Raw genomic sequence first — 16935 nt, forward strand, 5'->3', positions numbered from 1 at the left:
CATGCAACCTCAAAAACTACTTATAGTATTTAATCCTATTTCAGGAGATAATATAGATAAGGACGAAATCGAATTACTTATTAAAGTCTTTTGTGACGAACAACGTATAGACTTTTCCATCTACAAAACAACAACTGATCAAAAAAATGATCAAAAAGTTATCTTAAAATATATAGAAAACGAACACCCTGATGCAGTGGTAGCTGTTGGAGGAGATGGAACTGTAAGCCTGGTAGCAAATCTGCTCATTGGTAAAGCTATTCCTATGGGCATTTTACCATTGGGATCAGGTAATGGATTGTCTAAAGACCTGAAGATTCCTCAGGAAACAACAGAAGCCTTACACATAATTCAAAATTTTCAGATTCAAACTATTGATACACTTACAATCAATAGGCTCCCTTGTGTACATATCGGAGACATAGGTTTTAATGCGGTTATTGTAGACAGGTTTACAAAAGACGAAGGAAGAGGTCTTACAACGTATGCCTGGAATACTGTAAAAGAATTTACTGACTACCAGCCTAAACCATACAAAGTAGTCACTGATAATGGTGAATTTGAAGGCACTGCCTTTATGATTGCATTTACCAATGCTAATGCTTTTGGAAGTAATGCTACTATCAATCCTACGGGAATTATCAATGATGGACTATTTGAAATATGCATTATTAAAGAATTTCCGAAACTGGAAGGTGTTGGAATCTTATATCGTCTTCTAGTAGGCGATATAGACCAGTCTATGCACTATGAAATTATTCAATGCACCAAAGCATCCATCAGCAATCCGGATTTAGAGCTAATTCAGATCGACGGTGAACCAATTGATGCAACAGAAACTGTAGATATATCTATTAATCCAAGCAGTTTACATATTATTGTTCCCTAATTTAGCTTTTTTCTAAATACCTCCTGATTAGCTCCAGAATTATTTGCAGGTTCCAGTACATGCAACCATAATTCCTGATTCTTATAATAATCGAGGCGGAAACATCCTTTTTGCGCATGGGTAAATGAAGCCTTCCCCCCCTTGTGCACAAAGGATGTCTTACTTCCAGATCCACTTACAATGAAGTGATTATCATGCTGATGAAAATATTGCAGGTTATGGTCATGGCCTGCTGCATAAACAATATTTCTGTATTTCTTTAGTATACTCACTAATTTACGACGCATTCGTTTGTAAGGAGGAAATGACATATCTTCGTATGCACCAAAAAAGCGTCTGTAAAGAGGGTAAAGTGATCCTGCAACCGGAAGCGGAAAATACAATTTACCATGCAGAGCGGTTAATGGAAACAAATGGTGCTTTAACGTAAACCTACCTCCATGCAAGGCATTACTAAATAAAGGATGGTGTCCGGCAATAATTACCTGTTTTTCAGCCAAGGACTCAAGTGCTTGTTCCAACAACTCATAAAAGTGCATTTCACTTTGCGCTTCACATCCTGCAGAAATCCCGATCGGCTTATAACCTCTTTGTACCCACCATTGGGTATTGATCACTATCAAATACAAATTCTCATGTAGCTTAATTGTTTTCGGTCCCGGACATCCGTTCGAAGGCAAAAAAACATCTACTCTATTGGTGTAGTTCTCGATATACTTTTCCTGCCTGATTACATATTCAAATCCATTTGCTCTCCCTCGATTCCAGTCATGATTTCCAGAAAGAAAAATGAGTCTTCCATCAAAATTTTTAAACAGATCCAGTTGAGCAGTTAGTCTGTCTTCTGAGATTTTACGTAATGCACTATGTTTGGTTGGTAGCCCTTTAGGATAAACATTATCTCCCAAAAAAATCACAGTAAGATCTTGTTTGTATATACTGATTTGTTCATGAATCAGATGAAGTATAGGATCCTTTCCATCCAGACTGGGATGTCCTGCATCTCCTATCAGCAATATAGAATGACTTAACAAATCTGTTTGAGGAGGCTCTTGCTGCTGCCACCTATTTTCTGCTTCGCTGTAATATGGTAGTCTGCTATACCAATAATCCCGATCCCGTAAAAAAGCAAAAGGCATAATATACTTTATTGAATTGACATAATACCGTACCAAACACTTCCACAAAATGTATTCCTCATCATTCTGCGAATGTATAAAAATCAAAAAAGGTTATGGTATAACCATAACCTTTTTCAATTAGTTAAATACGAGCAACCTAAAAGAGCGTCTAGCATAGAAAGTAGTGCCTTCCGGGCTAAAACTTACTCTTTCAAACCAATAATAATACTTATTTATAGAAAACTCAAAAAAAAGTTTTTTTTAATACAAATTTCTTGTCAGAACTGAAAAACAACACTTTAAGACGTATTTCATAAAAAATAAATTTCAAATTAACACACACACAACGAGAAAATATTTTTAAATCTTTATTATCTACTATCCCATACTTCTCATAAAATCACGAAAGTAACAACTACATACCTGCATATACCGAAAGAATCTTAATAAAAATAATAAATAACAACATTATTAAATAAGACATATAAAAAAATACAAAACATTGCCATATTTAATATATTTCACTAGAATAAAAAGATATAATTTCAACAACATTTAAATAATTCTTAAACCAAATACACTACAGTATCTTATCTATTTTTTCTCTCAAAGAAAATATATAAATCTATTTGGGCATAAAAAAGCCTGGCTTTACCAGGCTTCTTAACAACGAAATTATTTATATTGTTTATGCTATTACCGATTTTTACTTGCTTTGATAGCCTCATTAATATCTTCTACACGTTGTCCATTAATTCTTCCAACAACAAATGCGCCTGTAACCCCCATACGCTGTAAATCGTTCTTTAACTTTTCAGCTTTTCTATAGTCGCGAAATTTCGCAAAAGTAAATTTACGGGTAGCATCACCTTCCTGACGTAAGGCGGCTAATTCAGCCTGATAGTCATCTAAACTAAAATCTTGAAAAGCACCTAATTGTACTTCAAAAAACACGCCTTCTTCTATTTCAGGCTGTTGTTCAACCAATATATCATTTGCTTTCTGTAGTGTATCGACCTTGGATTTTACTTTTTTCAGCTCTTCAGACTGAGCTGCAAATTCTTTGTGTTCTTTAGCTATCGGGCCAAATAATGGAGCCTTGAAGTGTGAAAATAATATATAACCAATTCCTGCAAATGCCAGTACACCAAAAATAATAGCTAAAGTCCTTAATGTTCCGGCAGATGATTTTAAGTTATCATTTTCCTTCTGTAAATCTTCGTTCTCATCCTCTAATTCACTAGAAGATTTAGTAGAATAATCCTGACTCGATACAAAATCTTCTTCTTCGGATTGATACGATGAACTGGTATCACTCTCAGAAGGATAATCATAATTATATAATCTATATTCTTTCGCCTCTTCGTTTTGTTCAGAATCCCGGTTATAGTCTTGATCTGGTAGCATCGCTGTGTATTTAAATTTAGAACGAACTGATATTCAGACGCATAATTACAGGAAATTTCTGTTAAATTCAAAATTTGATTATACTTTTATTAGAACCAAAAGGTTTAACAATTATAGTTCCTATCAATAATTACGGCCATAAAATACAATTATAAGGCAAAAATTACACTATAAAGACAGTGCTGTAAAAAAAATCCGGTTACATATGTATTGCTTGATTACGCTAATTCTTTGATTAATTTCTTCATATCTTCCAGTGAAGTAGCCGGAAAGTTTGCAATACGGACTTGTTTATCCTTATATGCACCATACCCGCTTCCTATCACCAATCCTTTTTCCTTCAAAGAAGTTATTTGTTCAGAAGGATTCGCTACTTCTGCAACAATCACAGTTTGTGATCTGTGAGCTGGATTTTCAACAGCAGGACGGAATTTCTCACTATGTTCAAGGAACTGATACAACAAAGTAGCCTTTTCTTCTGTTTCCTGCCTGATTTTCTGTATCCCTGTAGCATTCATATCTTCCACAACCTTTCCCAAAAGATACATTCCGAAAACATTTGGAGTAGCTGGAGTTTCATAGTTCTGATAGTTTTTCCATAAGGAAGGCAAGCTATGATGTGTACCTATATACTGTCCTTGCTGTCTCAGTTGTTCTGCTTTCTGCAAACAAGCTTCATTCACAATCCATACACCCAAACCTGCTGGCAAACCAAAAGCCTTTTGTACAGAAAAGAATGCTGTATCTACAAGACTCCAGTCAAGATCCGGATAAGGAGCAGAAGAAACGACATCCACAGCAACAATCTTACTTGGGTATGTTTTCTTAAAGTTATGAATATCAGTCACTGGCATAGAAACACCCGAACTCGTTTCATTATGTGTCAGACAAATCAATTCGGAGGAATCAGATACTGCATGTTGTGAGATATCAAAACCCTGTCCAAAAGGAGCTTCAAATTTCTGTGCTTTCTTACCTAGTTCAACAGAAAACTCATAAAAACGCTTTGAAAAAGATCCATTCACAAAATGAGTTGATTCCTTCTCTGCACAGTTCTGAATAATTCTTTCCCAGATTTCAGTTGCAGATCCCGTAAATAATATAGCTCTGTCTGCAGGAATGTTCAACAGTTCTCGAAGCTGCTCTACAGCAAACTGGTATATACTACGAAATTGTTTGCTTCGATGTGAAATAGAACCAATCTGCTCGCGAATAGCTTGTTGTACATGTGATTCAAATGTAGGATATAGCTGAGCAGGACCGGGAGTGAAGAATATTTGCATTGATCAATAAGTGTGTATAATAATAGGATTACAAATATTGGAAATAGAAATGAGATAAGTTTGAGACCAGAAAAAAAATACTAACTATGTTACTCAACAACAGCTTTTTTTGCCTTTCGCTGACTGGTAATTATAATCACAGCACAAATAATGATTGCAGCAGCAATTAATGACTTATCAGTCAATTTCTCGCCAGCAAATGCCCATCCCAGCAACATAGCCACAACAGGATTCACATAGGCGTAAGTAGAAGTAATATGAGGAGGCGCATTTTGTGCAAGCCAGGCATAAGCAGTAAATCCAATCCAGGAACCAAATACAATCAGATAAATCAGAGACCAGCCAGCCTTTGGGGTCAGATCATTCCACATAGCTAGTGTTGGCTGCTCATAGAAAAAACTAAAAATCAGTAAGAGTATGCCACCAGCAAACATTTGCATAGATGTAGCCAGTAGCTGAGAGGGGTGTAAAGGCAGTCGTGGAGCCAACAAAGTAGCAGTTCCCCAGGAAGCTACCCCAATCATAACAATAACTACCCCTACCCAGTTGAGTGATAACCCTGACGATAAACTAGTTGGACCAATCAACACGAGAAATCCAATCAGGCCAATGCCCAAACCTGCTATGGTAGGTATACTAGGTTTTTGTTTATTAAATGCAAGCCAGTTGAGTATAACTATCCAGAGAGGCAACATAGCTGTTAACAAAGCTCCTATTCCGGAAGGAATTAATCTCAAAGCAATGGCTAATCCACCATTGGCTACAGCCAGCAACATGAAACCTAATAAAGTGGCAGAACGCCAATGTTTAAATTCAGGAACAGAACCACCCGAGCGAAATCTGGCAAACAAATATAATAATCCTCCCGCAATTACATTTCGGATACCCGACATCAGCAAAGGAGGCATTACTTCTGTCATGAAGTGGATAAAGAGATACGTACTTCCCCAAATAATATAAACCGCCAGCAACGCCAACACGATTTGCATACGTGTAGGTTGTGGGGCTGTAATAACAGTCATGTAGAAACTTTTGTATGGTAAAACCCAGATTGATCTTAGTCTAAAAAATTTTCTTACACAGAGTGTAGAATCAAGAAAATGATAGTCTCCTTCTCTCAAAATGACAGAAGGAGACTAGTTCTACTAATATAACATTCTGAACTTAATGGTATGAGCTATATTTTTAAGTTCAGTAATTACCTCTTTATTGTAAGCTTTATCTATATCTGTGATCACATATCCTACATCTTCACGTGTGTTTAAATATTGTCCACGGATATTGATGTGATAGTTAGCCAAAATACTGTTGATCTGAGCTAGAATACCTGGTACATTTCTATGGATATGAATCATCCGATGTGCATCATTCAAATCGGGTAATTGAATATTCGGGAAGTTCACACTACCAAAAGTATTTCCTTTATTAATGAAATCCAGTAGTTTACCAGGAACAAAGTTAGCAATATTCTCCTGAGCCTCTTCTGTACTACCTCCAATATGTGGAGTCAGCAACACATTGGGCAAACCTCTTAGTTCATTAATAAATTCTTCATTATTGGTTTTAGGCTCATAAGGAAACACATCCACTGCAGCACCTGCTACTTTGCCACTTTTCACAGCATTCACTAAAGCAGGTACATCTACAATATGTCCACGAGACAGATTCAGGAAGATTACCCCATCTTTCATACGTTCAAATTCTTTCGCACCGATAAGATTAGCATTCTCTTTTCGTCCATCAGTATGCAAGGTAATTACATCACATATTTCCAATAGCTCATGTAGTGTCTTACAACGTTGTGCATTTCCTAAAGCAAGTTTTTCAACCAAATCATAGTAGTATACTTTCATTCCTAAGGCTTCTGCTACAACAGATAGTTGTGTGCCTATATTTCCATATCCTACCAGTCCTAATTTCTTTCCTCTGATTTCATAGCTTCCAATAGCAGACTTATCCCACTCTCCTCTATGCATTTTATTGCTTTTTTCAACAATCTGACGCATCAGAATAATCATTTCTCCAATCGCAAGTTCTACCACAGACCGGGTATTGCTATAAGGTGCATTAAAGGCAACAATTCCTCTCTCCTGACAAGCTTTTAAATCAATTTGATTGGTCCCAATACAAAATGCTCCTACACACATAAGTTTATTGGCGTTCTCTAAAACCTTTTTGGTGACCTGGGTTTTGCTTCGAATACCCAATACACTTACATCACGGATACGTTCGGCTAATTCATCCTCATCCAAAGCACCTTTAACCATCTCAACTGTAAAACCTTGCTCTTGAAATAATTCTTTGGCTTTAGGATGAATATTTTCCAGTAGCAGAACCTTGATACGGTTTTTAGGGTAAGATAAACTGGCAGGAAGTTTATTTACAAACAAGAACTCATCCAGGCTTGGTGTAATATGATCAGCATTAGCAATTACTTTTCCTCGCTCGACATTTTCTGTAAATGCATAAAAACGATTGGCTAATCCAGCTTCTTTAATTTCGTAATCTGTATACCCATCTCCTATCACATATACATCACCCTGTAAATTAAGTTTACGCATTAACTCAGGCTTGCCTTTATCCTTAGCCAATGGGTTTTCGGCATCAAAGCCAATAATGTTTCCACTGTCATCAAATAAAAATGTATTGGCATACACATTTTCAGGTTTGATGCCTAAAGCTGTAACAATAGGAACGATGAACTCACGAAATCCACTTGAAATAATCAGAATGCTATCGGCAAATTCATTTAAAAAATCACGATTTCTTTCAAAAGAATCAGACACTTTACCACTAAGGACGGCAATTAACTCAGGAAGATGATCTTTGTGTGCCTTTAACAAGTCAACCCGACGTTGAAGTGCTTCGCTAAAAGAAATATCTCCATTCATAGCCAACTCAGTAACCTGATGAATTTCACGAAGAATATCTTCCCGTTTTGGATTTCCCTGCAGTGAAATCTTTCCCAACTCATCCATTGCTTCCACTTTTGTAAATGTACTGTCAAAGTCAATGATAAAGTACTTTTGTTCTTTTGTAGGTATTTCAACCATGATTGTTTTTGGTTATGTATTGGACTCCAAGTTTAATTCGGCAAAAGAGGTATCTATAAATTCACTTTTTATATAATTCTAAAATAAAATGGTATCTATTCAAGATAAATATTCCAAATATTGTATGATTTCCAATCAAGTGGCAATTTCTCTCATTCTGGGGAGAAGTGCAAACCAAACCTGTAAAAGTGTTTTTTCGTAAACATTCACTTATATCAGCAAAACAATATATTTACAAAAAAATTCAGAATCAGGAATCATGCAGATTCCGCTTAAAGTTTGGTAGTCAAAATTACTCAAAAAAATAATATAACTAGGATTATCTACTCTCAACTATTTTAGCAGTTAGCAAAACATGGGAGTAAGTAACTGGATGCATATTGAATTTATAGTTTATATCATATAAAACATTAACGACTTAGCACTAACGCCTAATTCATTTTATGAACAAATACTTTATCATCGGCATTGGCGGTACAGGCATGCGCTGTCTGGAAGCATTCATTCACACGTGTGCAATGGGCATGTTTGACAATAGCGAAATTAACCTTCTGGCTCTGGATACAGATCTGGAAAATGGCAATTTTGCCCGTTTACAGGAGCTCGTGGATGCCTATTTAAAAACAAAAGGAGAAAACAAAACACAGACCCCACATGCTGACACTTTTTTCTCAGCGAAAATTAATTTTTATAAGTTCTCACCTGACTATTCCCGCACTGAAACCAGCAGTTTCCAACGTATAGCAAAGACTAGTTATGCAACTGAGACAGAGAGAGATCTAGCCAACTTATTATTTACTGATAATGTTCAGGCTTTTGATCTTAAACATGGGTATCGGGCTCAGACCCATCTGGGCTCCATGTTGATGTATCATGCAATCATTGATGAAGTCAATAAAAACCCAGGAGGCAACATGTCTGCCTTTATTGATGAGTTATACAATGCCAATACAGCAGGCAGTGTAAAATTATTTATCATGGGATCTGTTTTCGGAGGTACAGGCGCATCTTCTATTCCTGTTATGCCGGCTGCATTGGATACTGCTGTCAGAAAAAGACATCAGGGAAAAACATTGGATAAACTCTTTGTAGGAGCAACTTTACTGACTAGTTATTTCTCGTTTATATCACCTACTCAGAATTCACGCGAACTTCAGAAAATCGTTGCTGACTCCAAAAACTTCTCTATGAACTCGCAGGCAGCTATGATGTTTTATGAAGATGACCTGAGTGTACGACGTACCTATCAGAAGTTCTATATGTTGGGTACCCCAACCAATGATTTTACAACACCACAGGCAGAGCCAGATACTATCACAGGTGGCAATCGCCAGCGCAACGACTCTCATTATATTGAACTTTTCTGTGCTTTTGCCGCCTATGACTTCTTTAAGAATCCAGATGCAGATTTACAAAAAATTAAAGATGATAAGGCAAGTGGTGTACAATACTATTTTCGCTCTATTGATGACAGTCAGAAACTTGATTTCAAAGATTTTCTTCCCGAAAATGAAGCATCCAATATCTTTCTTAAAAAACTAACACTCTTTACTGCCTTTTCCTTCCTGGTAGGTTTAGATAATACCGATTTCTTTGCCTCAGCACAAAGAGGTGATCTCAAAAATATAACAGGCTATGAAGATATAACAAAAGTTGAGTTAGATGCACTATTAAAATATATGGGATTATTTCATTTCCGTTTCTCCAATGATGAATTACGCGAAGGATGGCTTCGTCAGGTATGGCGTTCTGCTGGTGGAGGAGAGCGTTTTATGTATAATCCTGAGATGTTTGGTGCCACTACTGTACGAGATCTTCGAAAATTTGAGTTTAATAAATTGTTTTCCAAGAGCAGCGAGTATCAGAGACATAATTTCAGTGTCAATTTCCTAACCAGTCCTTTTGACCGTTTTAAAGAGACATTTGTTAAAGAAACATCTGATGGGGCATTTGCGAACAAGAGTGAAAAACTGATTAAGAGGATGTATGATACACTTGTTAAGTTATATAGTTTTTAAACTCATAATTAATAGTAAATTAAGTCCATCTGTATCTTTATTCACTATTAATTAGTTACAACAAATGACCTCCAAACAATACTTTCTAACGCAATCTATTATCCATCTGGCATTAATGATGGGGCAGATTTTATTCGCTATTGTAACTTTTTACATAAGTCAAACTTCGCTTTCGTCAGGTAATGAGGAATTAAAACAAACCTTTACTTACCTTGTACCTTTAGTAGCATTGATAGGCATAGCAGCTGCATTTCTATTGTTCAATATTCTATTAAAAAAGGCCAGAGAAAAATCCAGTCTTAGTGAAAAAATATCAGCATATGGAACGGCAATGATTGTTCGATATGCACTACTGGAGGCTCCATCACTGTTAAGTATCATTGCTTTTTTCCTTACTGGAGACTATACATTTCTCTCAGTATTCGGTATTGTTATCATTCTGTTTATCTTCCTCCGCCCGTCAAAAGATAAGTTAATTCAAGAACTTGAGTTAGATCCCAATGAAGAAATACTGATTAATACTCCAGATGCAGTAATCATGAAAAGAAATTTAAGTAGTAAGGATTAGCTTATCGATCAGAAAGAACAAATCAATTTGTAAACTCAGTAATTAAAAATATGCCCAAATCACTTCTCATTCAAAGTTCACAGGTCCGTAATGGAGATCGTGGTAAATGGAATAAATTTGATCAGCAAAAACCTTATATACAAGGCATTCAGACAGGAGATGTAGCTACTCAGGAAATTGATGCGGTTACACTCAATACGATGATATCGGGAGTTCCCACTCCCTGGGCCAGAGCCAGATTGTTTGGATTTGCATTAAAATACACCCAGGAAGATCCCAATATAAAGACAACAGGCTTAATCAAATTTTACAATTCTCTCATTGCAGAATGGAAAGGCCTGATTGCCTGCATGGCATTATTTCCCAATCGAATCAAGATTGCATCCCCCTTACCGATGGACGTACAGAATATCAACGATCTGTACTCAATCCCAACGTCTCTGGGAAGGATGCTTTTTGATGATACAGATCTGTGGACAGAACCGGATTCTTTGTCAAGAAATGATCCCAATGCAAAACCTGCGGTCCAACTTATTTATTACAATGGAAAACTTATTGGTGGAACGTCTCCTTATTCCTTAGCTTTTCCAGCGGCCTCTTATACTAATTTACCGGACTCGGGAGATATCGGGTGGTATCGCAATGGAAAATTTGATGATCCTCTAGTATATGGTAATCTTGGAGCAGATGACCTGAAGAAATTGTTTCTTTTGGTTAAAACAATGGCGGCAAAGATCCCTTCTTTTGAACAAAAAATTAATCAAAACAGACAAGGAAAAGTAGCACTTTCGTTACTAGGTCTTCGGGAATTTACGGAGAAATTTGCTCAGGATATAAAAGCTAAGGCTCCTAATATTGAAGAGAGTGGTACACTTGATGGTGAATTAAATTTTGCAGCACCTTATCAGGAGCTATTTGCAGTAAAATCTGGCTATTATTTCCTCAATGGAGTATTTTATCTGAATGATCCAGGTAGCGGGGCAGTAGAAATTGATCCAAAATCATTACTTCTGGATTCAGAAACGCTATCTCAGTTCTTTCTGGAAGATGAAACTCAGCCTTTGGATAATGCAGCAGTATACTATCTGAAAGCAAGGGATCTGAGTCGAAATGAAGACTTATACTTCCCATTACCGCTGAGCCGTTCTGCAATTCTATTGTTTCAGAATAATCTGGCAGATCTGCTACAAGGCAAAAAAGACTTTCATCAGATCTATGCAGAATTGAAACCCAATGAGTATCGTCTCAAGGTGCGTTTCAGGTTATATGTAGGTGATAAGCATATGACTCCTATTGAACGTGAATATAAGATTGAACCAATGGACACAGGGAAACATATAATTCTATGGCCTAATTTTATTTCTGAACATTGGCAGCAATATTATTTATACAATGAAATCCCAGCGAATGATACATCGATTAAGATAGTACCCTTTTTTAAACGCTGGGAAAATCCCTGGAAAATTATCACCAATGACAAAAAACAATTTGTCTATGGAGAAGGGATGTCGACAGATGAGTTTAAATTTATCAATGATAATGGATTACCCGAAAAACGCCTGGAAGGAGATAAACTGATATATTATCCAATTGGCAAATCAGGTGATATCCATAAATATGAAATCTACCGTTTTAATCAACCATTAGCCGGTTTGGAAATCCGGAAAAACATTGGTGGATCAGATCAGGTGATTGGTTATCTGATGACTAAAAATGCAACAGAAACCTTCAAAGATCTTTCAGGTACACACACACCAGAATATATTCGTAATCGTAGAGCAACAGTCGGAATTGATTTTGGTTCTAACAACTCTTGTCTAAGCTATTCTACAGATGGAGTAGTTAAACCTTTTACCTTTAAAAACAGACGTGTATTTTTAATGGGAGCTGAAACCATTAATGGTGATAGCAAATTTGCATCTTTACACGAGATGTATTTTTTCCAGAATGAAAGCATCATGAATGGGCAACTTAAAACCTGGGTTCAGCAACACAATCGTTTGAGTGTTGTTCCAGGTAAAGAAACCATTGAAATTTCTGGTGGAGTACCTATTTTCGAACCTAACATCCGGGTTCTGGCAATGGAAAAATCCTTTATGCGAACCAATGCTGGTGAACTGTACTACAGCCTGAAATGGGAAAATGATGATGCTGGTATGCATCGCAAGGAAGGATTTTTGAAAACCTTATGGCTGACAATGTGTGCAGAATTATATGAAAATCAATATGCACCTTCTGTTATGCGTTGGTCATATCCAGGAGCTCTGTCAAAAAAAGATCAGCGTTTATATAACACTATGTACGGAAACATTGCCCAGATTACACCTATACGCAATGTTCCCACAGCTAATCTTGAACAACCTCTTACTGAAGCAGAAGCAGTTTGCAACTATGCTCTTAGCAAAGGAGGATTAGCATTTTATGGTGACAATATGATGATTGGGGCAGATGTGGGAGGTAGTACCTGTAACGTACTTTTAGTGGCTCGTGAAAAAGGACAGGATGGAAGTTATGCACCACGACTGGTTAAGCAAAGTTCTCTGCGAATGTCAGCTGGTAAACTGGCAGAAGTAACCTTAAAATCATCTCAGGTACGTGAAGCTATCTATTATTTTGCTACCTCAGGCATTGCCAATATCAAGGTAATGGGCATTGAGGAAATGCGTAATAAACCGGAAGTATCACCCTATTATCTAAATACGATTCTAGATCGTCTGCGTGGTGAAGATTTTGACAAATTCTATAAATCATTAGCTCAGTCAGGGTCTCCGTATGTTAACAAAGCAGAAGCAAGAGCTATTTTTGCTATTCCAACCTTTATTTGTGGAACTGTATTGTTTTATTCTGGTATGTTGGCAAAGAAAACAATTCAGGATCGTAATCTTACAGGTATCAACACCTTTGAGTTCTTTCCATTTGGAAAAGGAGGCCGTATGTTTGACTGGCTGGAAAGCTTTATTGGAAAACAAGATACACTTTCTTATTATAACAATTGCTTTAAAGCTGGGTTTGGAGAAGGTTCTGACACTATCCGCCTGGTAAAACGTGATGAAATACGTCAGGATAATAAGTCAGAAGTTTCATTTGGTTTGTCAGCAGAACGAAAAGTAGTAGTTGATGAGAATAGCAGAGAAACAGCCGATATTGTAGGGGAAGAAGGATTTGTATTCAATGGTCAAACCTTAAAAGCAAGTGATTCTGTAACTACTCAATATCTGGAAAAGATTGAGCAGTTTGATCAGATACCTTCCAACTTTGCTAACTTTGAGAAGTTTTTGGATGTCTTCTTAAATCTGGCAGGCCCTAATGACGCAGGTATCATTGAAAATACCCAGATGCTAAAAAGTAAACTACCTGAAATTCGAAGAATGCTGCTGAACTATGTTACTTATGATCCTGAGTATATTAATGCCCGAACCTCTGGTCAATTCGACTATAAACACTCTATTCTGGTGCTTATAGCAATGTGTTTTTTAGACCGTATTCTGATTCCAGACTTATTTAAAGGATAGTTTATTTAGATTTGGTAGAATAGCTCTGGGATATCCTAGAACTATTCTACTTTTAAAGCTATTTATTCTTTCGCCACATACAATATAACAAAAGATAAATGACTAAACTGGTTAATGTAGAATAGATCAAAAAATCCCTCCGCCAATCAGGTAGCATAGATGCTTTTATAGCCGGACCTGAATTAGCCCAGCCAATAAAAGCATCCGCGATAGGCAAAATACCAAAAAGATATTTTTTCTGATCACCAGAAGTCCAACCCACCCCGAAGCCTTCTATACTATTGCGTAAACCAACTGCCACATCACTTTCAGTGTGAACAGACATAACACGTAGTCCAACAACAGAAGCAGCCCCACCAATTCCCCAGATTACAGGTCCTGAATCAATATCACCAACCCCAAACTCTCCTTCAGGATATTCCCGGATACCAGGTAGCCCCAGTCTACGGGTAAGAAAAAACTGTTTATAACGTACAAACTGATTATTTGCAAATACAGAATCAATTTCTGGCAAAAAACAATTTATAAGACTCTGTGAAGAACCTCTGGCCCCTTCTTCGGGATATCCAGTCTGAGCATGTACATAATGTGGTATAAGTCCTGTTACTGTATCCAGTCGCTGTTGTACTTTCTTAATCCATTGTCGGGTCGCATATTGGTATTTAGGTTCAAATAGATGGTTATACATTGCCAATGAGGTTACACAGATAACCATATCAGCAGGCCAGGCCTGGTTAGCATAGGATGTAGCAAAAGGGGTTTCACTATCTTTTATAAATCCAGCTATATTTTCACATCTGAGTTTGAATAATCGAATATTCTCTACACTTCTATCTACTGGCTTTTGCAATAACAATTTTCTACCCAATACCATATTACTCCATCCTGTATAAAAAGCACCATACTCTATTTCCTGGGCTTCACTGAAAATAGATTTTGCTTCATCAGACTCAATTCTCTGCACTACCCAATCCATTTCCTGTATTGCTTCTTTATAATATGGAGAGGAATACTTTAGATCTTTTACCAGATCATACCAGGTGAGTGCATACAGGGAATAGATAAAGAGAAATCCTTCCGGATATAATTGCTGCATTTGCTCACCAGCTTGATTCTTATGCAACTCCTCTTTTAAAAAATAAAGCTGATGCAATACATCCTGATTAATTACACCATCTGGTGTCCTATTCAATTCAGGTCGAAAGCCTAATCGAATGTTTACGTATAGTAACAAGGCTATACAGAGTATCAGGAAAAAGGAAAATAGAATTTTAAAAATTTGTTTCAATTCACATTAAATTTTTAGGTCTCGGTGTTTCGCAAAATATACAATATTGCATAATTAAATTTTACTCCATTGTGCATAAGCTACATTATATTCTTATTTTCCCTTGACATTCAGGTTTATACATTTATTTTAGCATTTCATTTTTCTCAGCTTTAAACACCTATTCTTATGAAAAGAAAAGCGTCTGCCGTTTGGAACGGATCGTTAAAAGAAGGTAAAGGCAATCTGACCACGCAAAGTGGTGCCTTAAAACAACAAATGTATTCATTCAATACTCGCTTTGGAGAGGATGGTACAGTGGGCACCAATCCAGAAGAATTGATAGCAGCAGCTCATGCCGGATGCTTTACAATGGCAACAGGAGCCACACTCAATGGAGAAGGCTATATTCCGGAAGAACTATCAACTGAGGCTACGCTGGACTTAGTATTTGAAAATGGAGGATACACAATCAAAGGTATTCACCTGGAATTAACAGGAAATGTTCCAGGGATTGATAATACAAAGTTTCAGGAAATTGCTCAAAATGCTAAAGCTAATTGTCCTGTATCCAAAGCATTAAGTGTGCCTATTACCTTGACTGCATCTCTTGTAGCAGAAAAAGCCGTTTAAGAATCTGATTATTTTTAAGTGCATAATTTTGACTAACAATTCTATTTAGCCTAATTATGCACTTAAACTTTTCTACCTATTGTATCTCCTGTATTTCGATCAGTAACTATTATTGTAAAGTAAAGTAGCATTCCTACAACATCTAGTTCTACCCCTCAACAACTACAAACTACCTCTCAGCTAGAATACAATCTGGTTTTCCATAAATCAAAGGCTCAAAAACACTGATACTCAAGCTTATCAATATCCTTTCTAGTGTTCAGATGTATGTTTTCCCAAGAAGTAGAATAAAAAACAACTGCAAAAGACATAATTATATAGATAAGCCAGAATATAGAATGCTACCTATAGCCTCTAAAAATAACCTACAGCAGGATTTTATAAATTAAGTAATGTATGAGTCAAAACAAGTCTCAATAGAATATCTTTCCTCAAATAAATTCTCACCTAAAAATACATGGGCATTATACTCGATGCTCCTGAATTATTTTTCCGCACTAATCAATTTCTCTCATTGAAACTTACACAACTATATACCTGATACTCTACGAGTTGTATTCATAAAATTGGATAGTCAAATTTCTGTAATCAATTTTGCAGAAGAAACCAGTTCATTTTTCTAAACACACTCAAATGCTATGAAAAAAACCATTCTCTCTCTTCTATCATTATCTATTCTTTTTATTGGAGTTTCCTGTAAAGATTCCAAAGATCCAGAACCTCAGGTAACAGCATCAATAGGTGCCGGTGAGTCTCAGACTTTTCTCGTACGAAATGATTCCTTATGGGCTACAGGTGATAATGGATATGGACAGTTAGGTGATGGAACTACAACCAGTATTTCGACACCAAAATTAGTTATGACGAATGCAACATTAGGAGTAGCTGGCCTATATCATTCATTGATTCTTAAGAATGACAATACTCTCTGGGCTACAGGTGATAATGGATATGGACAGTTAGGTGATGGAACTACAACCAGTTCTTCAACTCCGAAACAAGTTGCAACGAATGTAAAAGCAATAGCAGCTGGTAGATATCATTCATTGATTCTTAAGAATGACAATACTCTCTGGGCTACAGGGTATAATGGATATGGTCAGTTGGGTGATGGAACTAATGATAACATTTCAACCCCTAAGCAAATTGCAACGAATGTAAAAGCAATAGCAGCTGGTAGATAT

Annotated in this window: 12 protein-coding genes; 6 read left to right on the plus strand and 6 right to left on the minus strand. The window is 36.6% G+C overall.

Annotated elements, in window-relative coordinates; translation table 11 throughout:
• Position 1 precedes the first annotated feature (1 nt).
• Complete coding sequence (locus QNI15_RS31860; protein ID WP_314035796.1) at positions 2-889, plus strand: diacylglycerol/lipid kinase family protein; 888 nt, start codon at positions 2-4, stop codon at positions 887-889.
• Here the strand turns inward: QNI15_RS31860 and QNI15_RS31865 are convergent.
• From QNI15_RS31865 to serA, 5 genes are all read right to left on the minus strand, one after another.
• Positions 886-2028, minus strand: a complete 1143-nt coding sequence (locus tag QNI15_RS31865; RefSeq protein ID WP_314035798.1) for a metallophosphoesterase — start codon at positions 2026-2028, stop codon at positions 886-888. The genes QNI15_RS31860 and QNI15_RS31865 overlap by 4 nt on opposite strands.
• A 678-nt stretch (positions 2029-2706) precedes the next feature.
• The gene (locus tag QNI15_RS31870) at positions 2707-3417 is read right to left on the minus strand and encodes a hypothetical protein (RefSeq protein ID WP_314035800.1); all 711 of its coding nucleotides are present in this window, start codon (positions 3415-3417) and stop codon (positions 2707-2709) included.
• Between the two features lie 218 nt (positions 3418-3635).
• The gene (locus QNI15_RS31875; protein WP_314003632.1) at positions 3636-4700 is read right to left on the minus strand and encodes an aminotransferase class V-fold PLP-dependent enzyme; all 1065 of its coding nucleotides are present in this window, start codon (positions 4698-4700) and stop codon (positions 3636-3638) included.
• A gap of 89 nt (positions 4701-4789) precedes the next feature.
• Positions 4790-5722 carry an EamA family transporter gene (locus QNI15_RS31880; RefSeq protein ID WP_314003630.1) on the minus strand — a complete coding sequence of 311 codons (933 nt, stop codon included), beginning with the start codon at positions 5720-5722 and terminating at the stop codon, positions 4790-4792.
• A gap of 123 nt (positions 5723-5845) precedes the next feature.
• Complete coding sequence (serA, locus tag QNI15_RS31885) at positions 5846-7753, minus strand: phosphoglycerate dehydrogenase (protein WP_314035802.1); 1908 nt, start codon at positions 7751-7753, stop codon at positions 5846-5848.
• A 443-nt stretch (positions 7754-8196) separates the two neighbouring features.
• On the opposite strand from serA, the gene QNI15_RS31890 reads away from it, so the two are divergent.
• From QNI15_RS31890 to QNI15_RS31900, 3 genes are all read left to right on the plus strand, one after another.
• A complete protein-coding gene (locus QNI15_RS31890) occupies positions 8197-9771 on the plus strand; it encodes a hypothetical protein (RefSeq protein ID WP_314003626.1) in 1575 nt (524 codons plus the stop codon).
• A 64-nt stretch (positions 9772-9835) separates the two neighbouring features.
• The gene (locus QNI15_RS31895; protein ID WP_314035804.1) at positions 9836-10339 is read left to right on the plus strand and encodes a hypothetical protein; all 504 of its coding nucleotides are present in this window, start codon (positions 9836-9838) and stop codon (positions 10337-10339) included.
• 50 nt (positions 10340-10389) lie between these two features.
• Positions 10390-13851 (plus strand): hypothetical protein, encoded by a 3462-nt coding sequence (locus QNI15_RS31900; RefSeq protein WP_314035806.1) that lies wholly within the window; start codon positions 10390-10392, stop codon positions 13849-13851.
• Between the two features lie 58 nt (positions 13852-13909).
• Here the strand turns inward: QNI15_RS31900 and QNI15_RS31905 are convergent, their stop codons facing one another.
• Positions 13910-15085: a hypothetical protein gene (locus QNI15_RS31905; protein ID WP_314035808.1), complete on the minus strand. Its 1176-nt coding sequence runs from the start codon at positions 15083-15085 to the stop codon at positions 13910-13912.
• Positions 15086-15307: 222 nt separating this feature from the next.
• On the opposite strand from QNI15_RS31905, the gene QNI15_RS31910 reads away from it, so the two are divergent.
• Positions 15308-15751, plus strand: coding sequence for an OsmC family protein (locus QNI15_RS31910; protein WP_314003616.1), 444 nt, complete (start codon positions 15308-15310; stop codon positions 15749-15751).
• Between the two features lie 638 nt (positions 15752-16389).
• A partial coding sequence (locus tag QNI15_RS31915) for an RCC1 domain-containing protein (RefSeq protein ID WP_390902231.1) occupies positions 16390-16935 on the plus strand: 546 nt, incomplete at its 3' end.

Source organism: Xanthocytophaga flava, from assembly GCF_030068545.1.
Taxonomy (GTDB): domain Bacteria; phylum Bacteroidota; class Bacteroidia; order Cytophagales; family 172606-1; genus Xanthocytophaga; species Xanthocytophaga flava.